Source organism: Emticicia sp. TH156 (assembly GCF_002855535.1).
Taxonomy (GTDB): Bacteria; Bacteroidota; Bacteroidia; order Cytophagales; family Spirosomataceae; genus Emticicia; species Emticicia fluvialis.
The window spans coordinates 165,828-190,724 of sequence record NZ_PKRS01000012.1 but is presented as its reverse complement, the minus strand read 5'-3'; the positions used below and the strand labels follow the sequence as shown (position 1 = coordinate 190,724).

General features: G+C 42.7%; 22 protein-coding genes. 10 read left to right on the top strand and 12 right to left on the bottom strand.

All coding sequences use genetic code 11. The annotated features are described in order from the left end of the window. Positions 1-175 precede the first annotated feature (175 nt). The 4 genes from C0V77_RS20600 (at position 176) to C0V77_RS20585 (ending at position 4,626) form a co-directional block, all read left to right on the top strand. Positions 176-976: a helix-turn-helix domain-containing protein gene (locus tag C0V77_RS20600; RefSeq protein ID WP_101728274.1), complete on the top strand. Its 801-nt coding sequence runs from the start codon at positions 176-178 to the stop codon at positions 974-976. A 70-nt stretch (positions 977-1,046) separates the two neighbouring features. Beyond that, positions 1,047-1,562 (top strand): dihydrofolate reductase family protein, encoded by a 516-nt coding sequence (locus tag C0V77_RS20595; RefSeq protein ID WP_101728273.1) that lies wholly within the window; start codon positions 1,047-1,049, stop codon positions 1,560-1,562. 174 nt (positions 1,563-1,736) lie between these two features. Further along, positions 1,737-2,963 (top strand): hypothetical protein, encoded by a 1,227-nt coding sequence (locus tag C0V77_RS20590; protein ID WP_101728272.1) that lies wholly within the window; start codon positions 1,737-1,739, stop codon positions 2,961-2,963. Positions 2,964-3,000: 37 nt separating this feature from the next. Then, complete coding sequence (locus C0V77_RS20585) at positions 3,001-4,626, top strand: hypothetical protein (protein WP_143706147.1); 1,626 nt, start codon at positions 3,001-3,003, stop codon at positions 4,624-4,626. A gap of 3 nt (positions 4,627-4,629) precedes the next feature. Here the strand turns inward: C0V77_RS20585 and C0V77_RS20580 are convergent, their stop codons facing one another. The 8 genes from C0V77_RS20580 to rplK form a co-directional block, all read right to left on the bottom strand. After that, complete coding sequence (locus C0V77_RS20580) at positions 4,630-5,529, bottom strand: AraC family transcriptional regulator (RefSeq protein WP_101728270.1); 900 nt, start codon at positions 5,527-5,529, stop codon at positions 4,630-4,632. 10 nt (positions 5,530-5,539) lie between these two features. Continuing rightward, entirely contained in the window at positions 5,540-6,235 is a 696-nt protein-coding gene (locus C0V77_RS20575; protein ID WP_101728269.1) for a siderophore-interacting protein, read from the bottom strand. A 98-nt stretch (positions 6,236-6,333) separates the two neighbouring features. Continuing rightward, entirely contained in the window at positions 6,334-7,230 is an 897-nt protein-coding gene (locus C0V77_RS20570) for an alpha/beta fold hydrolase (RefSeq protein WP_101728268.1), read from the bottom strand. 71 nt (positions 7,231-7,301) lie between these two features. Continuing rightward, complete coding sequence (locus tag C0V77_RS20565) at positions 7,302-8,747, bottom strand: Gfo/Idh/MocA family protein (protein WP_101728267.1); 1,446 nt, start codon at positions 8,745-8,747, stop codon at positions 7,302-7,304. 180 nt (positions 8,748-8,927) lie between these two features. Continuing rightward, complete coding sequence (gene rplL, locus C0V77_RS20560; RefSeq protein WP_101728266.1) at positions 8,928-9,311, bottom strand: 50S ribosomal protein L7/L12; 384 nt, start codon at positions 9,309-9,311, stop codon at positions 8,928-8,930. A gap of 122 nt (positions 9,312-9,433) precedes the next feature. Next, a complete protein-coding gene (rplJ, locus tag C0V77_RS20555) occupies positions 9,434-9,967 on the bottom strand; it encodes a 50S ribosomal protein L10 (RefSeq protein WP_101728265.1) in 534 nt (177 codons plus the stop codon). 2 nt (positions 9,968-9,969) lie between these two features. Next, positions 9,970-10,668, bottom strand: a complete 699-nt coding sequence (gene rplA / locus C0V77_RS20550; protein WP_101728264.1) for a 50S ribosomal protein L1 — start codon at positions 10,666-10,668, stop codon at positions 9,970-9,972. Between the two features lie 81 nt (positions 10,669-10,749). Continuing rightward, positions 10,750-11,187, bottom strand: coding sequence for a 50S ribosomal protein L11 (gene rplK, locus C0V77_RS20545; protein ID WP_101728263.1), 438 nt, complete (start codon positions 11,185-11,187; stop codon positions 10,750-10,752). A gap of 485 nt (positions 11,188-11,672) precedes the next feature. Here rplK and C0V77_RS20540 point away from each other — a divergent pair, with 485 nt between their 5' ends. The 3 genes from C0V77_RS20540 (at position 11,673) to C0V77_RS20530 (ending at position 14,368) form a co-directional block, all read left to right on the top strand. Continuing rightward, positions 11,673-12,359 (top strand): response regulator transcription factor, encoded by a 687-nt coding sequence (locus tag C0V77_RS20540; protein WP_101728262.1) that lies wholly within the window; start codon positions 11,673-11,675, stop codon positions 12,357-12,359. Between the two features lie 89 nt (positions 12,360-12,448). Continuing rightward, positions 12,449-13,483 carry a cell wall metabolism sensor histidine kinase WalK gene (locus C0V77_RS20535; RefSeq protein WP_101728261.1) on the top strand — a complete coding sequence of 345 codons (1,035 nt, stop codon included), beginning with the start codon at positions 12,449-12,451 and terminating at the stop codon, positions 13,481-13,483. A 108-nt stretch (positions 13,484-13,591) separates the two neighbouring features. Then, on the top strand, positions 13,592-14,368 hold the full coding sequence (locus tag C0V77_RS20530; RefSeq protein ID WP_101728260.1) for an RluA family pseudouridine synthase: 777 nt from the start codon (positions 13,592-13,594) through the stop codon (positions 14,366-14,368). Positions 14,369-14,377: 9 nt separating this feature from the next. Here the strand turns inward: C0V77_RS20530 and C0V77_RS20525 are convergent, their stop codons facing one another. The 4 genes from C0V77_RS20525 to C0V77_RS20510 all read right to left on the bottom strand — a co-directional run bounded on the left by C0V77_RS20525 (position 14,378) and on the right by C0V77_RS20510 (position 18,815). Then, positions 14,378-15,298 (bottom strand): EamA family transporter, encoded by a 921-nt coding sequence (locus C0V77_RS20525; RefSeq protein ID WP_101728259.1) that lies wholly within the window; start codon positions 15,296-15,298, stop codon positions 14,378-14,380. Positions 15,299-15,357: 59 nt separating this feature from the next. Next, entirely contained in the window at positions 15,358-15,777 is a 420-nt protein-coding gene (locus C0V77_RS20520; RefSeq protein ID WP_101728258.1) for a Fur family transcriptional regulator, read from the bottom strand. A gap of 78 nt (positions 15,778-15,855) precedes the next feature. After that, positions 15,856-17,757, bottom strand: a complete 1,902-nt coding sequence (locus tag C0V77_RS20515) for an ABC transporter ATP-binding protein (RefSeq protein ID WP_101728257.1) — start codon at positions 17,755-17,757, stop codon at positions 15,856-15,858. A 62-nt stretch (positions 17,758-17,819) separates the two neighbouring features. Further along, positions 17,820-18,815 (bottom strand): gliding motility protein, encoded by a 996-nt coding sequence (locus tag C0V77_RS20510; RefSeq protein WP_101728256.1) that lies wholly within the window; start codon positions 18,813-18,815, stop codon positions 17,820-17,822. 577 nt (positions 18,816-19,392) lie between these two features. Between C0V77_RS20510 and C0V77_RS20500 the strand changes: the two genes are divergently transcribed. The 3 genes from C0V77_RS20500 to C0V77_RS20490 all read left to right on the top strand — a co-directional run bounded on the left by C0V77_RS20500 (position 19,393) and on the right by C0V77_RS20490 (position 24,825). Continuing rightward, positions 19,393-21,531, top strand: coding sequence for a peptidylprolyl isomerase (locus C0V77_RS20500; protein WP_101728254.1), 2,139 nt, complete (start codon positions 19,393-19,395; stop codon positions 21,529-21,531). Between the two features lie 237 nt (positions 21,532-21,768). Then, positions 21,769-22,362: a HupE/UreJ family protein gene (locus C0V77_RS20495; RefSeq protein ID WP_101728253.1), complete on the top strand. Its 594-nt coding sequence runs from the start codon at positions 21,769-21,771 to the stop codon at positions 22,360-22,362. Between the two features lie 87 nt (positions 22,363-22,449). Beyond that, a complete protein-coding gene (locus C0V77_RS20490) occupies positions 22,450-24,825 on the top strand; it encodes a M1 family metallopeptidase (protein ID WP_158237980.1) in 2,376 nt (791 codons plus the stop codon). The last annotated feature ends 72 nt before the right edge of the window (positions 24,826-24,897 follow it).

Here is a 24,897-nt window from a genome sequence, read left to right as displayed (position 1 = left end):
CACGTATTATTATGTAGCTCGGGTAACGATGCAACGGTTAGAGAAAACCGACGAGGTACCTGTGGCTATTAAAGGTTGGGTAGAGTTAATCAGATAATATATACAATTATTAATACTAACATTTCTCAAGAGCAGAAATGTTAGTATTTTTGTTTACAGCCTGCTAAACGTAGCCATGAAAGTATGCCTATACCCCATCTGTTCTGACCTTCAGCCTTATGTAAAAGCGATATGCTCAATAGAGAGCAATACTACCGATACAATTCTTGCACCACTCAGAATTTTACCCGATGCCTGCGTTGAGGTTTTTTTTAATTTCAGTAATAGCGCTGATACGCACGCCACTGTTAATGGCAAAAAAGAATTTCACAACAGCCGCAGTTTTGTGGTTTCGCGGGTCGGAAACTTTATGGATGTGCAAATGAAAAACAAAACCGGATTTATTTCGGTTTGTTTTTATCCTTCTACAGCCTATTTGTTCTTTCAATTGCCAATGTCAGCCATAGCAGACAGCCTCACCGATTTACAATTTTTATGGGGGGCAGTAGTACAAACAATAGAAGATGAGATAGACAACGCCACTTCTTGTGAGCAAAAAGCGGGTATAATTCAGAAGTATCTGATTCTTCAATTGAAAGCCAATAAACAAGACACAACACTTCAATATTGCTTGCAGCAGATTGCCTGTACACAAAGTAGGCTTACCGTTGCTGCATTGGCAGAAAAGGCCGGGTTAAGCCAGCGGCAACTCAGCCGCAGGTTCAATTATTGCATAGGGCTTTCTACCAAAGAGTATATCGTTATCAATCGCTTCATTAACTCAATAGCATATCTCAAAAAATATCCCGAATCTAACCTCACAGACGCTGCCTACGCAAGCGGATATTACGATCAGGCACATTTTATCCATGATTATAAAACTTTTGCAGGTATTACCCCAAAGGCAGTTTTGCAAGATACCAACATTATTTGCTGATTGTCCGGGTGTCTGATTTTTACAATTTTCTGATAACAAAGCCAATTACTTTTGCAGAAAAAACAACAATATGAGAAAAGTTATTTTAGGGTTAGCTCTAAGCCTTGACAGTTTCATTGAAGGCCCCAACGGAGAATACGACTGGTGTTTTACCGACCAGGATTACGGCCTGAACGAGTTCTATCAAAAAATAGATGCTGTTTTTGTAGGCAGAAAAAGCTATGAAATGTCTTTCGGGTTAGAAAATAACGACTTCGGGTTTCCGAAAATGCAGGAATACGTCTTTTCAAATACCATGCAAGAAGCAAAGGATGGCACAACTATTATATCAGGCGACATCAGGCCTGTGGTTGAAGCCATAAAACAACAGAAAGGTAAAGACATCTGGCTCTTTGGCGGGGGTAGCCTGACAGCCTCTTTAATGAATCTGGGGCTGGTAGATGAATTGTGGTTATCGGTGCATCCCATCCTCTTAGGCAAGGGTAAACCACTGTTTCAAGGGCTTCAAGGCCGGGTATCGCTTCAATTGACAGAAACCAAAACGTATGAAACCGGTCTCGTTTCTTTAAAATATACCATAGCCTGAAATATAATATTAGGGCCGGGTGTAGCTTTGTCAGGCTCCGGAAGTTTATGATTTGCCAGCCAGCCGTGGTTTGACAGGGATGATATTTATTTTTTGGTAGAACCTGTTTTTTTTTCTTTAACTTGGGGGGAATATCATTCTGGCTTGTCTTTAAGAAAATAACAACTTATTTAGATGGAAACAGCACTTGACCAATCGCTCGGAGGCAAACGGGCGGTATCATCTATACAACAAATTCTCTTGGGGATTCCCATTTATGTTTATATCAGCGTAGTTGCCTCAAAGCTGGTTATTTTAGGTATACTGTGGGACATCGCCTGGCACATGAGTATCGGACGTGACGGCCTTTTCTCGGCTCCGCATGTGTTAATCTATATTGGTGCAGCTTCTGCCGGGTTATTTTCGGGCTTTAAAGTATTAAAGACTTCTTTCTGGGGTAATGACCGCGAAAAAAACAAAATGGTCAATTTCTGGGGCATTTTTTATAGTTCGCTCGGTGGTCTATTCTGTATCTGGGGTGGTCTGGCTGCTATTACATCGGCCCCGTTCGACGATTGGTGGCATAATACCTATGGGCTTGATGTGGAGATTTTCTCTCCGCCACACACGGTACTTCTGTTGGGCTTAATGAGTGTGCAGGTAGGGGCTATGGTGTCGGTGCTGGCTTTTTTGAACAGAAAAGAGACCTTTTACTTTTTATCTGCCAGCCAAGCCGAAAGGCGTTTGAAACGGCTTCAATGGATGTTTGTATTTACTGCCGGGTTTCTGATTACTACCATGTTTACGGCACTTTCTGAATTTCTCGACCGTTGGCAATTGCATGGGGTTTCTTATTATCAGATTGCCTCTGCGGCATTTCCGGTATTATTGCTCGCAACGGCACGCGGCTCAGGCATGAAATGGGGCGCCACCTACATTGCAGCTACGTTTATGTTTTTTTTCTGGGCGGTTAATGCCACATTGCGCCTTTTACCTGCCGAACCGCTTTTAGGGCCTGTTCATAACAGAATTACAACGTATCAGACCCTGGGGTTTCCAATATTACTGATTTTCCCGGCAATAGGGCTTGATTTGCTGAGAGCCAGACTGGCAAATGTAAATGACTGGTTCTTAGCTTTGCCGCTGGCATTTATTTATCTGCTTATTCTGGTAGGTTTCAGTTATCCTTTTGGCAATTTTATTCTTGAATCCCCCATGGCACGTAGTTGGTTCTGGGGTAGTAGCTCGTGGTCTTATCAAAACAGCCCCGACTGGGAGTTTCGTTATAAATTTACCGAATGGAGCTCTACAAAAGGTTTGGGTAATTGGGCAAGCGGGCTAGGCATTGCCTTATTATTAAGCATGTTGTCTACACGCATTGGCTTAGCCTGGGGAAAATGGATGCAAAAAGTACAACGCTGATGACCAATAATTGAAAAGCATAAAAATGAAAAAGCAAATGACATTAAAAATAATAGCCTTTATCTTGTTAAATCTGTGCTTTTTAGTACAGGTAAATGCCCATATCGGAAGTGCAGGCATAGTGCAGGAGGGCAAAGCCGGTAAATACCAGATACAGGTATATGTAGAACCGCCGGATGTGATTCCGGGTGTTGCCAGGGTTTCGGTTTCAGTAGATGGAACAGACATTGAAAGTGTAAAACTGAGCCCGATTTACTATTGGACAGGCGACGAGGGCTCGCCCAAGGAAGATGAAGCATTGCCGGTGGCAGGAGAACCCGGCAGATATGAAGGTAATATTTGGTTAATGGAAACCGGAGCAGCCAGTGTAAAAGTTAGGATATCAGGCAACAGGGGCGCCGGCGAGACGCTGATACCGATTGCTGCCCTGGCCACCGCTAAGCGAGACTTGCCTGAGTCTTTAGGGTGGATTTTAGGCGGCCTGGCTCTATTGCTGGTGGGAATAATGACTACCATAGTAGGCGCAAGCAACAGTGATAGCCTTTTGAAACCCGGAGAGACAGGCGGGCAGGGCTTTAAAAGACGCAAGGTGGTGGGGTCAACCATTGGTTTAAGTTTCTGCGGGCTTTTGTTGTTTGTGGGCAATTCGTGGTGGGGCTCTATATCAAAAGAATACCAGCAAAACTATATTTACAAACCTTATACGGCTACTACAAAAATAAAGGTAGAGAATGCCCGGAGGGTATTGAGTTTTCAAATTGATTCTAACTCTGTTCAGGGGCGATGGACCAGTTTTCTGATTCCTGACCACGGCAAACTGATGCACCTGTTTCTGGTAAGGCAAGGCACGCTTGACGCCTTTGCGCATTTGCACCCAAGCCGGAAGGACACGCTTACTTTTGAAGCGCCCCTGCCGGATTTACCTGCCGGAAAATATCTCGTATACGCCGATATCCTTCGTTTTCATGGCTTACAATATACCATTGCTGATACGGTTGAGATTCCGGCTTTGAGAGTCACTCAGGAAAGTTATGAGAAGCAAAACAGCGATACTGACGATACCTACGTAATTAATAACCCTATTAACAGAAAAACGCCCGGCGTGGCAGATGCCGGCATTAGTATTTGTGGCTCACCAGGGGTAAAAACCGTTTTAAAAGATGGCACGAGTATTATCTGGGAAGAGAAACCCGGGCAGGTGCTTAGAGCTGGGCAGGTTAATAACCTTAATTTTGCTGTGATAAGTCCTGACGGTAAGCCCGCCGAGTTGCAGACTTATCTGGGTATGATGGGCCATGCAGTTGTGCTGAAAGACGACGGCTCTGTTTATATTCACCTGCACCCGAACGGAACATTTTCATCAACTGCTCAGCAGGTAATGGAAAAGCGCATTAGCGAAAGTACAAATCCTGGCTATAGAGTTACCAGTGCCAGACAATTCAGAGATAGTGTTGATAACCTTTTGTTAAATTTACAGGCAATGCCCGAAACCCAGAAAGACAAACTGTTAATGGGGGGTATGACCCATAACATGAGCAGCCACCATGGGGGCAGTGTCAATTTTCCTTATGTTTTCCCCACACCAGGTAATTACCGTATCTGGTTGCAGGTAAAACGTAACGGGAAGATAATAACAGGCGCTTTTGATGCAAAAGTAATTTAAAAATCAGGTAGGAATGTCAGTGTCCTTTATAACTGAGGCTGATGGATGACTGTTTCGGAAATTGGATGGAGACATTCCTATGGTTTTACTGAATAATCTTATAAAGTATTTATAATCTTCATAGCCTAGCTGAAAGGCAATTTCTTTGATGCTTTTGTTGGTATAAAATAATAAGCGTTGGGCCTCGCAGAAAATTTCCTGTTGTATAAAATAGGTAGAAGAGAACCCTGTAACTGCCTTGATGGTGTCGTTGAGATAGCTAACCGTGATATTCATTTTTGAGGCGTAATCGGCAGGTCTTTTCAGTTTCAGGTAATGGTGTTGCACTAATTGATTGAATGCTTTTACAATCTCAACACTTCTGGACGAATACTCTTGTATGCGTTTATCTTCCTGTTGCTGAAAAATGGTAACGACTTTATAGAAAAAAGAGTTGATTAGGGTTTGTATGAGTTGAGGCTGAAAAGTTTCAGATTTTTTCTCTTTTAAAGAAGAATAAAGTAACTGGAATATATGATTGAACCATTTTTTTTCGATATCATGCAAACGGAGGATTACTATTTTGGTGAATGATTGCTCAATAACAGTACGGGCATTTTCATCAATCAGTTTGGCATCAAAGGCAATTAACCATCCTGCCGGAACATCCCCCAAGCCGGGTTGATGAACCTGCCCCGGAGATGAAACTAAAAGTGACGGCGAGCTAATTTCTATTTCCTGAAAATCAATATTAAAATTCAAATTACCTTCTTCAAGAAAGAAACAGGTGTAATGGTCATGGCGATGCGGAATGGAAACTTCTTCAATCAGATGTATCAATGGGTCGATTTCTGACATCGAAAAAACCTCTACCCCTATATGCCTTTCAGGCAGGTGTAATATATGGATGTGCTCTTTTGGCATGCTTATCTGTTTATGACCAGAATCCGTAGGCGAATATTTTAGCTTTTATACCCGAAATAGCTTTTAGTCTTTTTCGTAGTCCGGTTACCATCGGTATATATCCTGCAATATAAATAGAAGCATAACAACTTAAGTCTTTAGACAGATACCATTTTTCAAGCACATCTGTTGCATCGCCCTGCGGATTTGCTATAAATTCAAAATCGGGATTATCGTTTACAAGTGAAGAGGGGATTTGATAATTGTGGTCTAATACTACCGCTACATCAAGCGGGTAGGATTCCCGGTTGGTTAATTGTTTCAGACTTAAACAATGCCCTAACGCGCTGCCATCTGCCAGACAAAGTATTTTGCCATCAGTGGCCGGTAGTTGTGCCGCATGGGCTACGCCCAGTAAAACCTCATCGCCTGTTTTCAGGTTCTGAGCCCAGCGGCTACCTGCTCCGTTGTGGCCTGCCTCTACAAACAACGTGCATATCTTTTTATCGGCGTTCCATAAGGCAGGCGTATAATCTCTGTACTCTAAATTATCTACTTTACATTTTACCCGTTTAATCGTGTTCCATTTGTTGAAATCAGTTGTAGGGAGGTGCAAATCTATTTCATAGAGTGTTTCAGGTTTCCAGACCCTGATTCCCACTACTATTGATGGACTTAACAATTGGTCCATCAGGTTTGATACCGCCTTTGCCAGAATATTTGCCATTTTGTCTCATTTATCTGGCAAATGTACGGCGGCAATAAATGGCTTTTGTATAACAAATAGCTTTGATAGGTGGACAAATGGCAGCTCTTTCGGTTCTTTTAATTACTATTGCTTTTGATTTTCTCAATGGCCTGTGCTAAAAGGTTATTAAATGCTTCTGGTTTTTCAATCATGGGGTAGTGCCCTGTTAAGCCCACATCAAACATTTGTACGTTTATGCCTCCTTTGCTGAATGACAAGGTATCTGTTGGGTGCATAGAACTATTAATCAGATAAAGTGCCTTGTGCCATTCTTTCAGCCGGGCATCAGCCGGATACCGCATGTTCAGTTCAAGGCTGTTTACAGCAATTATAGAATCTGATTGAATAATGTCATCTGTAACTCGTTTCCTGACGAGGCTGTCTGTAGATGGGGCAAATAACGTCTCATTAACAAAGCCTGAAACCACTTTTTTATAATTGGCTCTTGCCATGTTGAAAAACGCATCAGTTTCTTTTTTAGATGTTGGGGTTTCTACCCAACCGTATGTATTAAAATTATCAATACCTATGATACCCAATACTGTTTGCGGATTGGTGAGAGCGGTTTCCAGAACAATGAATCCACTCATAGAGTGGCCTATTAATATGACATACTTCAGTTGCAAGGTTTTAATAACGGCCGAAATGTCTTTCGCATAGTTTTCAACCGTCCAGCTCTGTCTATTTCTACCTGATTCACCAAAGCCGGGCAGGTCTACTGTAACTACTCTGTAACTTTTCTTAAATGCACTTACCTGGGGGCTCCAGTAGGCCCGGTTTATCCCCCAGCCGTGCACAAAAAGCAAGGTAGTATCGCCGGTCTGGGTATCGTCATAAGCTATCTTCACGCCTTCATTTTCAATAACAGGCTTAATGGTTGATTCTGAACCCTTTTGCGTTGCATTACTACATGCCAGTTGAGAAACTATCAATAGTGCAAGAAGGGTATGCTGATAAATGGTTTGTAACTTCATAAAACAAATAGGTAAGCTTTATAACAAAAAGAGGGCATGGTTACATGCCCCCCGGATGGTTTTATTATCAATTATATCCAGCCTCCTGCACGATACTCTCTTTTTACGAAAGCATTGGCCGGGTCAAAATTGGTGATTTTCATATTTTTGCCGTCCCAAAGTAGTTTTTTGCGACCAATGAACTTGTTGTTCGAATCACGGAGCAGGAACGAGCGTACGGCCAGATTACCCATCAGGACAATTTCAGTAAGTGGGCCGGCCTCTGCGAAAGCAGAGCTTGTGTAAGCGCCGTAACCTTCTTTACAGGCTTTTACCCATTGTTGCTGATGCCCTTCTGTATCGCCCTCTACCAGTGCCCGTTTCGGAGCCGGTATTTTTACGTTCAGGAATTTGGCCTCAGGGAAAAACTTAGGATTATTACCAAACAACTCGGTAGCCAATATACCTTTTGTGCCTTTAAACAGAATACCACCGTCAGCACTGGCAAATACTTTGTCGTAATCGCAACCCTCCGGCAATTCCGGGCGGATTCCGCCATCATACCACGAGAGCCCAATTTCTTTATGTAATTTTCCGGTCGGGTTCGGGAATTTGAGGTGAATAGCCGCCGATGGAGGGCATACATCATCATAGAAAGCCTCCTTAAAGAAATCGGCATATACTTGCCCCACCGAACATTCTACCGAAGTGGGGTAGCCCAGTTTCAAGGCACGGAAAGGCACATCAATAAAATGGCAGCCCATATCGCCAAGGGCACCGGTGCCGAAGTCCCAGTATCCACGCCAGCGGAACGGCATGTAGGCTTCATGGTAGTCGCGCATGGGTGCAGTACCCAGCCACAGGTTCCAGTCTACGTCACCTGGTACAGGTTGTTTTTCTCCTTTATCTTTTGGCGATTGTACGCCTTGCGGCCATACGGGTCGGTTTGTCCATACTTCTACTTTACTTATCTCGCCAATCATTCCGCTCTGTATAATTGCCTCGGTAATACGGGTTCCTTTACCGCTACTACCCTGATTACCCATCTGGGTAACCAATTTATATTTTTGGGCAGCTTCGGTCAGTTGGCGAGCCTCCCAGATATCGTGTGTAAGAGGTTTTTCTACATACACGTGTTTGCCCAGTTGCATGGCTGTCATGGCAATGGGATAGTGCATGTGGTCTGGAGTGGTTACAATTACTGCATCTATGTTTTTTGCCTCTTTCTCCAGCATCTGGCGGTAATCGCGGTAATAAGGGGCTTTTGGAAATTGCGTACGGAATTTCTTAGACATCCGGTCGTCTACATCACAAAGCGCTACAATGTTATCTGAACCGTTATTAAATGAGTACCGGATGTTTACATCGGCCTTGCCGCCACAACCTACTGCGGCTATATTTAGTTTGTCGCTGGGTGCTACAAAGCCTTTCCCCAGCACATGGCGGGGCACAATCATAAACCCGGCCGATGCCAGAGAGGCGCTCTTGAGGAAGTTGCGTCTGGTAGTGTTGCCCGGATTTTTTTCAGTTTTTTTCATAGGTAAACGGGGTTTGAATGAGTTTGTTTGGTGTACGCTTGTATAGGGGGGAAATCCTGCTGAAAAATACAAAATTATATTGAGACTGAACAAATGGTAGCCGAACTTTAAGTGAATTGCAAAAAACAACAAAAGCCCGGCAGTTACCTACCGGGCTTTGTGTATGACTGTGCGAGTAAATTATTTTACTTCGATTTCTGCACCAGCTTCTTCCAAAGATTTTTTCAAACCTTCAGCTTCGTCTTTAGCTACACCTTCTTTCAAAGGTTTCGGAGCAGAGTCAACTAAATCTTTAGCTTCTTTCAAGCCAAGACCTGTAAGGTCTTTAACCAATTTCACAACTGCAAGTTTGTTAGGACCAGCAGCTTTCAAGATTACGTCGAAAGATGTTTTTTCTGCAGGAGCTTCAGCAGCTTCGCCACCACCAGCATTACCGGCTACCATTACTGGAGCAGCAGCTGCAGGCTCAATACCATATTCATCTTTCAATATTTGTGCTAATTCGTTTACTTCTTTTACAGTCAAATTTACTAATTGTTCTGCAAATGCTTTCAAATCTGCCATTTTTGTATAGAATTTAAAAGTTAATACTTGATTTTGATAAATAATTTTAATGAATAATCAGTCTGTATGACTGTTGGGCGTTTACTGTATAAAGCCATTGACGGCTAAGATTGGTAAACGAATCAGGCTGCTTCTTTCTCTGACAAAGTCTTGAGAATACCAGCCAATTTGTTGCCACCGCTTTGCAAGCCAGAAATAACATTCTTGGCAGGTGATTGCAACAAACCGATAACCTCGCCAATCAATTCCTGCTTTGACTTCAGGTTCAACAACGTATCTAGTTGGTCGTGACCTATAAACAAAGCTGAATCAACCGAAGCACCTTTTAATTTGATGCTGTCTTTATTAGCTTTCAGGAAATCCTTAATCAATTTTGCAGCTATTTTGCCCGACTCTTCGTGGAACATCACACCTGAAAAACCTTTAAGAACAGTTCCGTCAAACGGCGTATAATCGGTATCTAATCTTTCCAGAGCTTTGCTGATCAATGTATTTTTCACTACACGATACTCAATACCACGCTCGAAACACAAACGACGTAATTCATTGGTTTTAGCAACGTTCAATCCGCTTGCATCGGTGATATAGAAGTAAGGGGTAGCTGCAAATTTCTCTGCAAGCTCTTCAATTATTGCTCCTTTTTCTTCTTTTGTCATGATTACAATCCATTAATGGTTGTTTTGTCGATTTGAATACCAGGTCCCATTGTGCTGGCAAGTGCTACGCTTTTTACGTAAGTACCTTTAGCGGAAGACGGTTTCAATTTCAACAAAGTTTGAATCAATTCTGTAGCATTTTCTGCTAATTTCTCAGGTGAGAAAGAAACCTTACCGATGGAAGCGTGAATGATACCGGTTTTATCAACTTTGAAGTCAATTTTACCCGCTTTCACTTCTTTTACAGCTGTTGCTACGTCGAGCGTTACAGTACCAGACTTAGGGTTTGGCATTAATCCGCGAGGGCCGAGGATTTTACCTAACTTACCAAGTTTAGCCATAACAGTTGGCATCGTAATGATTACGTCGATGTCTGTCCAGCCTTGTTCGATTTTCTGAATGTATTCGTCCAACCCTACGTAGTCAGCGCCAGCAGCTTTTGCATCAGCTTCTTTGTCAGGTGTACATAATACAAGAACACGAACAGTTTTGCCGGTTCCGTGTGGTAGTGCAACCACACCACGTACCATTTGGTCTGCCTTACGAGGGTCAACACCTAAACGAACGTGAACATCTACTGAAGAGTCGAATTTAGTGTATGAAATCTGCTTCAATACATCAGCTGCTTCTTTTAGAGAATAAGCTTTTGAAGCGTCATACTTCGACATTGCTTCCTTTCTTTTTTTGGTCAATTTTGCCATTGCTTTTTGTTTGGTTATAGCGTTATGCCGTGCATAACTCCCATGAATAATAACGAGCGACCTACGTCACTCATTTGTTTTTTAGAACGGTGCGTTGCCTGTGATGGTAATACCCATGTTCCGGGCTGTACCGGCAATCATCTTCATTGCTGATTCCACAGTAAAGCAATTCAGGTCTGGCATTTTGGTTTCGGCAATTGTTTTTACCTGATCCCAAGTAACCGAACCCACTTTTTTACGGTTGGGTTGGTCTGAACCTGTCTTGATTTTGGTTGCTTCTAACAGCATGATAGCAGCGGGCGGAGTTTTGATGGCAAACTCAAACGACTTGTCGGTAAAGTATGTAATTACAACCGGCAATACCATACCCATTTTGTCTTGAGTACGGGCGTTGAATTGTTTACAAAATTCCATGATGTTCAAGCCTTTAGAACCCAACGCCGGACCAATCGGTGGTGAAGGGTTAGCCTGACCGCCTTTTACCTGAAGTTTCACATAACCTGCGATGTCTTTCGCCATTGTCTTTCAGATTTTAAGGAATTTTACAATAAGATTTGATTGAATCTTGAAGAAGGGCTCACATTCCTGCCTCATTATCAAGCATTTCCGTTGATTTGGTTCAGAAATTTCGCCAGTTATCAGGGGAAGCGACATCTGTTTAAAGAGACATCAAGATAAAGACTGATTTCCGCCGTTCCGAAAAGTATTTACACACCTTTAGAAAATCGGACTGCAAAAGTAGATGTTTTCAAATTGTTTTGCAAAGAAACACCAAAGTATTTTCTAAAAATCTTACAAATAGCCCTGGCAGATACGCTTGCCTCAAGCAATTGATAATAAACTGATTATACAACGCGTACTGGAATGGCTGCCAAAGAATTTTTAAGGTAAAAATGCTATAAACAGGGGGTTAATAGCCCAATTAGATAATATTTAACATTGGCTTAACACACCTAACGATTTTTTAATCATAAATTTGCACCGCACTAATTTAAAACGCCTTTATGAGTTCTGCTCACCGTGTGTTAGTAGTTGATGATGAAGCTGATATTGTGGAGTTGTTAAGCTACAACCTTGAAAAAGAGGGGTACAAAGTTGCTACTGCCCCCGATGGTAAAAAAGCTATTGAAGTTGCACGCGAATTTCTTCCTGAATTAGTAATTCTCGATATCATGATGCCACACCTGGATGGCATAGAGGTAGGCCGGACTCTGAGAGGGATTCCGGAAATGAAAAATACGTATATTCTGTACCTGACGGCCCGTTCAGAAGAGTATTCTGAAATTGCAGCCTTTGAAGTAGGTGCCGACGACTACCTCAACAAGCCCATTAAGCCTCGGGCATTAATGAGCCGAATCAATGCGTTTTTCCGCAGGGAAGCTCAGAAAACCGACACCAGCGATTCGCTTGAAGTGGCAGGCTTAAGCATTAACCGCCAGAATTACACCGTTACCAAAACAGATGGTACCACGATAGTGCTCCCTAAAAAAGAATTTGAGTTACTTTTCTTCCTGGCTCAGTATCCTAACAAAGTATTCAGCCGGGATGAAATCCTGCAGAAAATCTGGGGTGTGGATATCTTCGTTGTTGAACGTACCATTGATGTTCACATACGTAAGGTTCGGGAAAAAGTTGGCGAAAACTACATCAAAACCCTTAAAGGAGTAGGGTATATGTTTACAGATGAATAATAATCTGTAATTTTAATAGAAAATTATCTTTTAGTTTTGTGGTGTTTACATGCACTGATGATTTTCTGTATTTAATCGCGCCCTTCAGTATGTCGTTCAGCCCCCGCATCATTGCGTTTTTTCTTGCCGTATTAATTACGACAGTCTCTATTGTATTCCTCAGTTTTGTGCCTAATGTTAGCGCGGCCATGTTGTTTGTGGTGGGGGTGTCTTCGTTTTTTTCGTCTTTCTTTTTTGTTTTTTATACTATTGATATCCTGATTTTCAAAGAAGTAGGGCAGATATACAAGAGTATCCAGAAGCTGAAAATCCGTGATTTTGATATCTCGCGCAAGTCACTTATTAAAAGTGTCAACCCTATCAAGATGCTCAATACCGAGATTTCTACCTATGTAAGCCGTAAACAACAGGAAATTGATGAGTTAAAAAAAATGGAGCAATACAGGCGAGAGTTTCTGGCCGATGTATCGCACGAACTGAAAACACCCATTTTTGCGGCGCAGGGCTTTATTCATACCCTGATTGATGGTGCCAAAGAAGACCCTGTCATTTTAGACCGTTTTCTGAATAAAGCGGCCAAAAGTCTGGATGGGCTTGATGCGCTCGTGAGAGACCTCGTTACCTTATCGCAGGTTGAAAAGGGTGATTTAAAAATGCACTTTGAAAAAATAGAGCTGAAGCACATAACTGAAGAAATATTTGAGCAGCTGGAGTCAAAAGCCAAAACCAGGGGTGTAACGCTGAAAATTAAACCGAAAGATTTACAGGTAGCCTGGGTAATTGCAGACAAGCAGCGGATATCTCAGGTATTGACTAACCTGGTCGACAACGCCATTAAATATGGTAAAGAAAACGGCAAAATAATTGTAGAAATAGAAGAAGAGAAAAAGTATTTCCAGGTTTCTATTGAAGATGACGGCCCCGGCATTGCTCCCGAGCATCTGTCACGCATTTTTGAACGCTTCTACCGTATAGACAAAAGCCGCTCGCGTGAGACCGGAGGCACAGGCCTTGGCTTGGCTATTGTTAAGCACATACTTAACGCCCACCACTCTAAAATAACCGTAACCAGCAAAATAGACAAAGGTACCAGATTCACTTTCAAACTGCCGGTTGTGAGTTAATCATTTAACAACAATACCGGCAGGCTAAATAGACCTGAGTGTAAATTTTAAGGCATGTTTTCATAATAATAACCTACCTTTGTGTAAAATTTACTTTCTTTTAGCAGTATGGATTTCGAGTTTGAGTTTGAGGAAACCCCCAAGATAAAGACTACACCAAAAAATGTTGTTTTTGAAGATTTGATAATCTTTGAAAACAACGATTATATAGTGATTAACAAGCCGCCGTTTCTGTCTAGCCTCGACGAGCGCACCCAAGACAAACACCAGAGCATTCTGCGTCTGGCAAAGGCCTACTCAGATGATGCCCAGCTTTGCCACCGGCTCGATAAAGAGACATCAGGTGTATTGGCCATTGCTAAAAACCCTGCAGCTTACCGTAACCTGGCCATGCAGTTCGAAAACCGTGAGGTAACCAAGCGCTACCATGCAGTAGTAAATGGCGTACATGATTTCGACAGTATATCGGTATTTTTGCCTATTGCCCAGTTAAAAGACGGCACGGCTGTAAGGATAGACCGTGAGAAAGGTAAAATAGCGGAAACTATCTTCTTTACGCTCAAGGCCTACAGGTATCATACATTGGTAGAGTGTATTCCGGTTACAGGCCGCATGCACCAGATACGTGTGCATTTGCAATGCCTGAAAGCCCCCATTGTTTGTGACCCTACTTATGGTGGAGACGATATCTTCCTTTCGCAGCTGAAAAGCAAAAAATTTAACCTTAAGAAAGGTACGGAAGAATTACCCTTGATAAAAAGGGTGGCTTTGCATGCGCATTCGCTTACTTTCCGATTACTGGATGGAGAGGTATTAAAGATAGAGGCTCCTTACCCGAAAGACTTTGATGTGCTGGTAAAACAGTTGGATAAGTTTACTGCCTGACATTCGGGTCTACTCAACAGAAGTATTTATGGCTACATTTTTCCTTCGCCCCATGGTCATCAGTATCACGCCAATCAGAACAATGGCTGAGGCAATGAGTGAACGTGGGGTGAGTATCTCTCCTTTAAAAGCCCATCCCAGAAAGAAGGCCACCACCGGGTTTACATACGCGTAAGTAGCTGTAACCTGTGGCGGTGCGTTGTTAATCAGCCACAAGTATGCGCTGTAGCCTATATAAGAGCCCACTACAATGAGGTAAATTAATGCCAGCCAGGTTTCCTGTGTCATATTACGAAAGGCCTGCACATGATTCTCTTCAAATAACAGGCTCATTACCAGAGAGAAGCATCCGCCGGTTATCATTTGTATGGCGGTAGACTGAACAGGTTTCGGGAGCGACATATATGGAGATTTCAAAGAACCAAAAGCCCAGGCAACTGAACCCGCAAATACCAGCAAGGCCGGAAAAACGGCCACTTCCCGATTGGCTGTAATGGCCGGATTCATCGGGTCAAGGAGGTAAGCCATCCCGAATAGGCCTATCACCAACCCAATTAAACCGATAAATGTTGGCTTGGTTTTGCTGAAAAACAGGAAGTCGAGCATTATCATCCAGGCAGGTAAGGTAGCAACCAGCAATGCAACCAGGCCTGAGGGCATGAAACGTAGCGCATACGCCACCGCACAATTGCCAATGCCACTTAATGTTACACCCACAACAGCAGCGTTACGTATCTCTTTGAAGCCAGGTATGCCATAGCCTTTCCACAAAGTAAAGATAAACAACAGTATTCCGCCGGTAAGGAATCGTAAGCAGGAAACCATCATGGGCGGAAGCACCTCAATGGCATACTTCATGCCTAAAAAAGTAGAACCCCAGACCACATAGACAAGCCCGAGAGCAATAATAAGCTTGGTTTTATAAGACATGGATTAAAGCAGTGAAAGCAAGGCAATTCTAAATAACAGTACGCTGAAACGGCTGGGTTTCAGGCATTACATACAGGGCAGGTGCCTTGCATAAGCATATTAATTTCAGACAGCTTGTAGCCATCGGGTAAGCTAATCTTGGGTATATGCACACTTTCAAGGCAGGTAGTATTACCGCATGACACACATTTGAAGTGCACGTGGTCGTGGTGGTGCTCTTCATGAGAGCACTCAGTAGAACGGCAGAGTGCATACTTGGTGCCGCCTTCGTCGTCCAGTACTTTATGTATTATACCTTTTTCAACGAAGGTTTTCAGAGTTCGGTAAATGGTTACCCTGTCAAAGCGTTCTCCGAACAGGTTTTCCAGGTCTCCGTGCGAAAGCGCATGGCTATAAGTCTGAAAAGACGCCAATATATCTTCACGACAGCCCGTATGGCGCAAGTCGAATTCTTTCAGTGTATTTTTAGAGAGATTCATAATTTACAAACGATAAATTCATGAAAGTCGTTTTGTATTGTCAATATCTGCACTTTTCGAGTACATTAATTACAAGACCTATTCTACCAGCAAATTTACGTTTTCAAACTGTAATTTAACCAGATTTGCGTAAATTCCTTCTTCTTTTAGTATCAATTCGTCGTGCGAACCCAATTCGGCAATCCTGCCGTCTTTTAAAACATAGATAGTATCTACATTTCGGATGGTTGCCAGGCGGTGGGCAATAATAATGGTAGTGCGGTTTTTCATCAGTTCATCCAGCGCACCCTGTACCAGTTTTTCAGATTCCGAGTCAAGTGCACTGGTGGCTTCATCCAGAATCAGAATAGACGGGTCTTTCAGAATAGCCCGCGCAATGGCCACACGCTGTCTTTGTCCGCCCGATAGTTTCACACCTCTTTCGCCCACAATTGTCTGGAATTTCTCAGGAAACGACGTGATGAAGTCGTAGGCATTGGCTTTTCTGGCGGCCTCAAATACCTCGGCTTCTGTGGCGCCCGGTTTGCCATAGGCTATGTTCTCAAAAATAGTGCCTCCAAAAAGCATTACCTCCTGCGGTACGATGGCAATGTTACTTCTGAGTTCGGTTACATCTTGTGTGGCAATATCTTTACCGTCAATCAGTATCTGGCCTTTTGTAAGCGGATACATCTTCATTAAAAGCTGCACCAGTGTCGATTTACCAGCCCCGCTTTGCCCAACCAATGCAATTTTCTCTCCCGATTTCACCTCAATTGATACATCTTTCAGCACGCTTACGTCAGCCCTTGAAGGATACTCAAAACCTACCTGCTGAAATGAAACATTTCCGGCTGTTTTCTTAAATTCAACCGTACGCGAAACATCTACTTCTGATTCCTCTCCCAGAATTTCCAGTACCCTTTCAGACGCCCCAATCGTTTTTTGAATCTGAGCATACATATCACCCAAACCACCAACCGAGCCTCCGATAAAACCTGTATAGATAATAAATGTAAACAGGTCTTTAAAATCAAGCTCACCACTCAGCACCAGATTACCGCCATACCATACAACCCCTACAACGCCACCAAACAATACAAAAATAATGAACGAAATAAAACCACCCCTGAAAGTAGCTGCTTTGAGGGCATATTCAACTACTTTCTGTATAGAAGAAGTGTATCTTGCTACCTCCAGACGTTCGTTGGTAAAGGCTTTTACTACATTGACCGACTGCAGGGTTTCTTCTACAATAATATTTGTCTTGGCCAGTTCGTCTTGTACAATTTTAGAATTTTTTCTGATAAACCGTCCGAAAATAATAGCGGCCACCACCAGAAACGGAAACGTAGACAGCATAAAGAGTGTCAGTTTGCCAGATATAAGCGTAATCAGTAACACACCGCCCACCAGCGTAAATATCTGTCTGAACAGCTCGGCCAGTGTGGTAGAAAGCACATCCTGCAACTGTGTTACGTCAGACGTTATCCGGCTCATCAGCTCACCCACACGGCTTTTTTCAAAGAAAGTAACCGGCAGCGTGATAATTTTGGCATATAACTCTTTGCGGAGGTCTCGCATGGATTGCTCAGATACCCTCGTAAAAGTGTACACCCTCAGAAAAGAGAAACCCGCCTGCAGAATCAGTAAAACAACGAACAGAAAAGTAACCTCGTTTAAAGTAAATTCAGGGGCAGCATGAAAAACATTCTGAAGCTTGTCGCCTAAAATACTTGCATTGCCAATAGGGTTTGAATTAGGTATGGAAGCCGCTTTTTCAGGTGAAACAATGGCTCCTACCATCTGGCCCATTAAAAGCGGAATGCTCATTGACGTAAGCTGCGACAACACCAGAAAAATGAAGCCAATCGCAAATGTCCATTTATAAGGCAACGTAAATCTGAAAACCTTCAGCGCCTTTCTGAATCCTTCTTTACTTAGTTTTTTCTTGTCTTTTTCTGAAGCCTCTTCTCCAAAACTTCGGGTTCTTTTTGCCATAGTACTTTATCCTCCAGATACCGCCGGGGATTTTAAATTTTAAAAGGTAATAGGCAGGCAGACTAATCTTCTGTTTGCCCTTTATATTTCGATTGCTCAAAAATCTCGCGAGCATTGGTGTTTTCCATCAGTTGTACTAACGTAACCGCTGGGTTTTCGGTTCGATACCGGCTTACTATTCGCCAACCCACCCATTGGCCAATGCGCCCGGGGCAGTCAGCCCCTATCTCGGTTACAAATGGTCTTTCAGCCACATACTTGTCTTTTATTCTTTCGTTGGTTTCAAAAAGTAGTTTGTTGTCAAGAAAATACCCCCACACGTATTCCTGATTATGCCAGATCTTTACAAGATTTGAGTCGGCATAAGCAACTACGAGCGAATCAGCAATGTTGGGTATAACCGCCCGGGTAAACTCAAAACTCTTGCCATAAAACACCATATCGGCCAGTAAAGAACGGTCGTTTAAATCAACTCTGTTGTATTTTCTTGACAGCAAAGTAATAACCGTCGGTACCAGATAAGGTTTGTCGTATCGTTTCAGCATATAGTTAGGGTGCTGCGGGCGGTATTTGGCGCCGGGGCCAATGAAAGATTCCAACGGAATCACTATCAGACTATCAGTAACTACCAGTTCATTGTCAAGGCCGGCAAACGTAGTGATAATCTTTGGCTCTTTGAAATCGGGGTAATAGAATTTTATGTGCCTGAAGGCATTTTCAAATTGTTGCCTCAGGCTGTCTGAATTGCCAAATGCCTGCTGTGTCTGTTGGTACAATTCAAGAATAGCAGGGTGATGAATCAGCATATCAATCCGGTCAATGAGAGCCGGGTCATTGGCCGATGTCTGATAGAAGGTTTCAACAAAGGCCGGGTGTTTTTCGAGAAAACCTTTGATTTCTTCTTTGCTTTTCAGGTTCATCAATGTGTTTTCAAGGTGCTCAATAGTTACATTTACCTGAATCTGAGATACATCTGCTTCAGCAGCAGAATCGGTATTCTGGCAGGCATAAAAACAGGATGCAATCAGAAAGAAAAAACCAGGGATACGATATTTCATACGATGAATAAGTGTTTTTTCGAAAAACGTACAAAATTAGGCAATTATTTGTCTCTAATCATGTACATTCACAAATTATAGTAGTTTTTAATATGCCTGCCAAATAGATACAAATAACCTTGGTTGCAGCAGCTTTGGTAGTTTCAGTAGCCCATTGGTTACTTTTTGTTTGTGTGCAGGGTTGTAGGGCAGGTTTTGTTAAAAGGCAACTGTTTTGTGGCAAAGGTTGTGTTGCAATAGGTAACAGGATTTGCTGGCAGTATGCGGTTTGTAATTTATACGGTGTTTTGGGGTACATCAAACAACTGAAAATAAATAATTTACAAAAAGTAGTTCATCAGCTTTGTTGAAGCAAACGGGCAGATTGAACCCTGAAAAAGGCTTTTGGCTATAGCCCGGGGCAATCGGTTAAGTTACCGGATATAAAACTTCTTAAAAAACACATTTTACTAATTGTATTTCTTTGATATTATGTATGAATGTGTGTATTTTTGCGGTTCGTTTTTTTGAGTACTTTACTGTTTAAACCTATATTCCTAAAAACACGGACCAAAATCTAAGTATAAAATAAAAACTAATGGCTTTAATTAACAAAATTCGGGAGCGTTCGGGAATCGCAGTTGCAGTTATTGCAGTTGCCCTTATTCTATTTATCGTTGGAGGAGACTTATTCTATGGAAGTGGCGGAAATGGAGGCTTGTTTGGTGGTAATAAAAACAAAATCGGTGAAATAGCCGGTACTACCATTGATGCCCAGGCATTTCAGGCAAAGCTGGATGCAGCACGTTCCAACTACGAACAACAGGCAGGCAGAGCTCTTCAGGAGCAGGAAGTTCAACAACTCCGCAATCAGGTATGGGAGGAGATGATTTTCGACATTGCCTATAATGAAGAATTTGAAAAATTAGGTCTGAAAGTAACACCTGAAGAGTTAAGCGAGATGATTCAGGGTACCAAAAACCTCAGCCCGCTTATCAAACAACAGTTTACTAATCCGCAAACAGGGCAGTATGACCGCAACAGTCATATTCAGTTTATTGACGCAGCAGCAAAAAACCAATTGCCTGCACCTCAGAAAATGGCCTGGGAGCAAATCAAAAAACAGGCAATCAAACAACGTTTGTTAGAAAAATACAATGCATTGATTAGTGCGGCCACCTTTGTAACAACAGCAGAAGCCAAAAAAGAATACGAAGGCCAGGTTAGCAAGGCAGACGCCCGTTATTTGTATGTGCCATTCTTTAGCGTAAACGATACTACCATTAAGGTTACAGACAGCCAGTTGTCTGACTACCTGAGTAAACATAAAAATGAATATACAGGTTATGACAGCCGCTCGTTCAACTATGTGGTATATCAGGTTGCTCCAACTAAAGAAGACAGCGCCGCGCTTTATGAAGACATCAAATCTTTTGCAAAAGGTTTGGCTGCAGCTAAAGACCCGCAAGATTATGCCACTATCAATTCAGAAATAAGATTGCCTTTTGAGCGTTCAGCCAGCGAGCTGACCCCGGAATTGAAAGCGGCTTTGGCTTCGGCTATCCCTGGTGCGGTAATCGGGCCGTTTAAGGAAGGAAGCGTATATTCTATTCATAAATATGAAGGTACTACTACTGACACCGCCTACACTGTAAGAGCAAGCCATATTCTGATTCCGGTAAACAAAACAGCACCAGATTCTGCAAAAGCATTGGCGCGCAAACAGGCACAGTCTATTCTTGACCAGCTGAAACAAGGTGCTGATTTTGCAACGCTGGCTCGTACCAACAGCCAGGACGGTTCGGCTCAGCAAGGTGGAGACCTAGGCTTCTTTAAACAAGGTGCAATGGTAAAACCATTTGACAACGCCGTGTTTGGATTTAGCGGAACTGGTCTGATACCTAATCTGGTAGAGACAGACTTTGGTTACCATATTATTAAAGTAACTGAGCCTAAATCAAACTTAAAATATAAAATTGCCAGTATCAGCCGCGAATTACAGGCCAGCGAAGCCACCCGCAATGCGGCGTATCAAAGAGCTGAAACATTGCGTTCAGGTGCAGGCTCAGAAAAAGAGTTTGAAGAAGCCGTTAAGAAAGACCCTAAACTGGTTATGCTGAAAGCCGAAAGGGTCTTCCCTGAAGCAACTGCTTTCAACACAATACAGAACGCACGCGAAGTTGTTTTGTGGGCATTTAATGACGACACTAAAGTAGGCTCGGTTTCTAACCGCGTTTTTGAAATAGGCGATAATTTTATTGTGGCAGCAGTTACAGCTAAATCAGAAAAAGACAGCCCTAAGGTAGACGACTTCAGAGAAGCCTTAACAGCCAAAGTGCGTAACGAAATTAAAGGAGAACAGATTCTGAAAAAACTGAGCGGGGCTTCGGGTACTTTAGAGCAAATTGCACAAAAATATGGTGCAGGTGCTATCGTTGAGGCAGCCAATGGCATTAATTTTGCCACTGGTCTGTTAACTACTCCAGGCGTTGACCCTATCGCCATCGGTAAGATTTTCAGCCTGGCATCAGGTAAACGTTCAAAACCATTTGTTGGCGAAAACGGTGTGTTTATTGTAGAAACCACGCGTCTTGAAAACGCCCCTGCCATTGCAGACTACAGCCAGTATAAAGCGCAGGTATTGCAACGTACCGGAGGCTTTGGCGCTTCATACATGGCCAACCAGGCTATCCGCGATAACGCGAAAATCGTTGATAACAGATCGAAATTCTTCTGATACTTCAGAAACCGTTATAATTTAAAAATAGCAGCTTGTTTACAGGCTGCTATTTTTAATTTGTGTGAATCAGGTTTTTGTATCAATTTCAACCCAACCGGATAAAAGCCCGGCGTAAAATGTTTATGAAAGCGGGTAATTCTTAAAAATTTTAAAAATAAGCACTGGCTTTATAATCAGGGTTTTGCAAAACTTGTATTTTTGCTTTTACTAATATACTGCCTAACCACTAAACTAATGACCGAATTTTCAATTTACCTTCAGTTGGGTTATCAACATATAACCGATATCAACGGCTATGACCATATCTTGTTTGTAATAGCCTTATGTGCCATTTACAGGATATCTGACTGGAGACGAATTTTAATTTTGGTAACAGCATTTACCATCGGGCATTCGGTTACACTTGCTTTAGCAGCTTTAAATGTGATTGATTATAGTACCGAGCTCATTGAGTTTCTGATACCCGTAACAATTATTATTACCTGTATCAGCAATCTGTTTCATAAGAGCAGCACAAGTGTATTGGTACCAGAGCATTTTTCGCCGGTAAGGTATTTTTTAGCCCTGGGTTTTGGGCTTATTCATGGCATGGGGTTCTCTAATTACCTACGCAGTTTATTAGGTAAAGACCAGAACATCATTCAGCAGTTGCTGGCATTTAATGTGGGTCTTGAGTTCGGGCAGATACTGATTGTTGCCATAACCATGATACTATCTTTTTTAATGCTCAGTGTTTTCCACGTAAAAAAACATACCTGGAATCTCATACTGTCAAGTTTTGTTGCAGGGGTGGCATTTAAACTGATGACCGAGAAATGGTTTTTTTAACTGCCTCCACCAAAGGCACAAGACTAAAATAAATTGTATCAATCGCAAACATTTAACACTAACAGAGTATTAAACCTTCATCAAAGCATGAAAAAAATCTCCATTTTTATCGCGACGGTTTTGTGCGGCATGGTTTCGGCGCAAGCGCAGCAGGCGCCTGCTACCCAATACAATGCCAATACCAAATTTGAGCAAATGGGTACTGCCTTGCCTACCCCCAATACTTTTCGTACAGCAGCCGGAGCACCTGGCAGAGACTACTGGCAGCAAAAGGCAGACTACGACATCAAAGCTGAACTGAACGACAACAACCAAAGCATAACCGGTACAGAGAAAATAACCTACACCAACAATGCGCCTGAAGAGCTCCGTTACTTATGGATGCAGCTTGACCAGAACGTTTTCTCTAAAAACTCAGACGGAAACACTACCCGCCAGAGTGCCATTAACCCAACCAGTGGGTCTAGTTTTACCAACATTGGTAATCTGAGTGGCGCTAATGATAAAGACTACGGGTATAAAATTCTGGCCGTAAAAGACGCAGCCGGAAAAGATTTGAAATATACCATTAACGGTACCATGATGCGCATAGACCTGCCAGCGCCTTTGGCTAAAGGAATGGCTTTTGTGTTTCAGGTCGACTGGAAATTCAACATCATTGATTTGAAACTGGTAGGGGGTAGAAGCGGTTTTGAGCTATTCCCGAAAGATGGTAACGTTCTATATGAAATTGCCCAGTGGTTTCCTCGTATGGCTGTTTATGATGACGTAAACGGATGGCAGCATAAACAGTTCTTGGGGCAGGGAGAATTTACGCTTCCTTTCGGAGACTATAAAGTAGCCCTGACAGTGCCTAACGATATGGTATTGGGTGCCACCGGAGAGCTGCAAAATCCTAAAGAAGTGCTTACTCCAACTCAATTAAAACGCATGGAGCAGGCCAAAACATCAAAAACACCGGTACTGATTGTTACACAGGCAGAAGCCGAGGCTGCCGAAAAGGGCAAGCCAACCGGCAAAAAGACCTGGATTTATGCAGCCAAAAATGTACGTGATTTTGCCTTTGCTACTTCTCGTAAATTCATCTGGGATGCCATGCAGGTAGACGTTGAAGGCAAAAAGGTGTGGGCAATGTCTTTATATCCTAAAGAGGCTAACCCGCTTTGGGGGCAATACTCAACCCGTGTAGTGGCGCACACATTGGTTAACTACTCAAAACGCACGGTTGCTTATCCGTATCCGGTGGCTTATTCGGTTCATGGTTCAGTAGGGGGTATGGAGTACCCGATGATGAGCTTTAACGGCGCACGCCCTGAGGCTGACGGCACGTATTCAGAAGGAACTAAAAACTTTCTGATTCTGGTGATTATTCATGAGGTTGGTCACAACTTCTTCCCGATGATTGTGAATTCTGACGAGCGCCAGTGGTCATGGATGGATGAAGGGCTGAACTCTTTCCTGGAAGGCTTAACCTGTCTTGAGTGGGACAGAAACTTCCCGGCTACAGGTATCGAGCCACAATACATTACGGGTTATATGAAACTGGATGCCGATAAGCAGAACTCAATTATGAGTAGTTCAGATAACATTCTGCCGGGTACTTTTGGGCCTAATGCCTATTCAAAACCTGCAACAGGGCTGAACATTCTTCGGGAGACCATCATGGGGCGTGAACTCTTCGACTACGCCTTCAAAGAGTACGCACGACGTTGGGCTTTTAAACACCCTACACCTGCCGATTTCTTCCGTACAATGGAAGACGCATCTGGCGTTGACCTTGACTGGTTCTGGAAAGGCTGGTTTTATGGCGTTGAGCCGGTTGACCAGGCCATTGCTAATGTAGAATGGTATAGTATAGACTCGCAGGACCCCGCCAAAATTAAAGCAGCAGCTAAAGCAGATGCGGATGCCAAAAAAGAAACACTAAGCAATATCCGCAACAAAACAGATATTAAACAGACGGTAGTAGAGGCTGACTCAACCATGCGAGACTTCTATAACACTTATGATAGATTTGCAGTATCAGAAGCCGATAAGAAAAAGTATGAGCAGTATCTTTCTACTCTTTCAGCCGATGAACGTAAAATGGTAGATGAAGGCAAGAACTTTTACGTTTTAAGCCTGAAAAACAAAGGTGGTTTGGTAATGCCTGTAATTATCAGAATGGAGTTTGAAGATGGTACTTTTGAAGACGTAAGAATACCGGCCGAACTTTGGAGGTTAAATGATAAAGAGGTGAAAAAGACTTTGGTAACTACCAAAAAAGTAGCGAAGTTCAAGCTGGACCCTTACCATGAGATTCCGGATATTGATACGTCTGACAACACCTTCCCTAAAGAGCCAGAACAACCTACCCGTTTCCAGGCTTTCAAGCAGAGAAGTTTTAATCCGGGGCCTAATCCAATGCAGGAAGCTAAAAAGAACCAGCCTTCTGGTGTGCAAACAAGCGGAGATAAGAAATAATAATTCTTAATAAAATAATGTTAAATTTAGCCGGAGATATGACCCTCTCCGGCTTTTTTTGTTAAACTCAGC

Coding starts and splice junctions, on each gene's coding strand:
- rplK (WP_101728263.1), bottom strand. CDS start 11,187: ATGGCGAAAGACATCGCAGGTTATGTGAAACTTCAGGTAAAAGGCGGT.
- C0V77_RS20535 (WP_101728261.1), top strand. CDS start 12,449: ATGTCGTTCAGCCCCCGCATCATTGCGTTTTTTCTTGCCGTATTAATT.
- C0V77_RS20515 (WP_101728257.1), bottom strand. CDS start 17,757: ATGGCAAAAAGAACCCGAAGTTTTGGAGAAGAGGCTTCAGAAAAAGAC.
- C0V77_RS20580 (WP_101728270.1), bottom strand. CDS start 5,529: ATGCCAAAAGAGCACATCCATATATTACACCTGCCTGAAAGGCATATA.
- C0V77_RS20570 (WP_101728268.1), bottom strand. CDS start 7,230: ATGAAGTTACAAACCATTTATCAGCATACCCTTCTTGCACTATTGATA.
- C0V77_RS20530 (WP_101728260.1), top strand. CDS start 13,592: ATGGATTTCGAGTTTGAGTTTGAGGAAACCCCCAAGATAAAGACTACA.
- C0V77_RS20490 (WP_158237980.1), top strand. CDS start 22,450: ATGAAAAAAATCTCCATTTTTATCGCGACGGTTTTGTGCGGCATGGTT.
- rplL (WP_101728266.1), bottom strand. CDS start 9,311: ATGGCAGATTTGAAAGCATTTGCAGAACAATTAGTAAATTTGACTGTA.
- C0V77_RS20600 (WP_101728274.1), top strand. CDS start 176: ATGAAAGTATGCCTATACCCCATCTGTTCTGACCTTCAGCCTTATGTA.
- C0V77_RS20540 (WP_101728262.1), top strand. CDS start 11,673: ATGAGTTCTGCTCACCGTGTGTTAGTAGTTGATGATGAAGCTGATATT.
- C0V77_RS20510 (WP_101728256.1), bottom strand. CDS start 18,815: ATGAAATATCGTATCCCTGGTTTTTTCTTTCTGATTGCATCCTGTTTT.
- C0V77_RS20565 (WP_101728267.1), bottom strand. CDS start 8,747: ATGAAAAAAACTGAAAAAAATCCGGGCAACACTACCAGACGCAACTTC.
- rplJ (WP_101728265.1), bottom strand. CDS start 9,967: ATGACAAAAGAAGAAAAAGGAGCAATAATTGAAGAGCTTGCAGAGAAA.
- C0V77_RS20585 (WP_143706147.1), top strand. CDS start 3,001: ATGACATTAAAAATAATAGCCTTTATCTTGTTAAATCTGTGCTTTTTA.
- C0V77_RS20520 (WP_101728258.1), bottom strand. CDS start 15,777: ATGAATCTCTCTAAAAATACACTGAAAGAATTCGACTTGCGCCATACG.
- C0V77_RS20495 (WP_101728253.1), top strand. CDS start 21,769: ATGACCGAATTTTCAATTTACCTTCAGTTGGGTTATCAACATATAACC.
- C0V77_RS20575 (WP_101728269.1), bottom strand. CDS start 6,235: ATGGCAAATATTCTGGCAAAGGCGGTATCAAACCTGATGGACCAATTG.
- rplA (WP_101728264.1), bottom strand. CDS start 10,668: ATGGCAAAATTGACCAAAAAAAGAAAGGAAGCAATGTCGAAGTATGAC.
- C0V77_RS20525 (WP_101728259.1), bottom strand. CDS start 15,298: ATGTCTTATAAAACCAAGCTTATTATTGCTCTCGGGCTTGTCTATGTG.
- C0V77_RS20590 (WP_101728272.1), top strand. CDS start 1,737: ATGGAAACAGCACTTGACCAATCGCTCGGAGGCAAACGGGCGGTATCA.
- C0V77_RS20595 (WP_101728273.1), top strand. CDS start 1,047: ATGAGAAAAGTTATTTTAGGGTTAGCTCTAAGCCTTGACAGTTTCATT.
- C0V77_RS20500 (WP_101728254.1), top strand. CDS start 19,393: ATGGCTTTAATTAACAAAATTCGGGAGCGTTCGGGAATCGCAGTTGCA.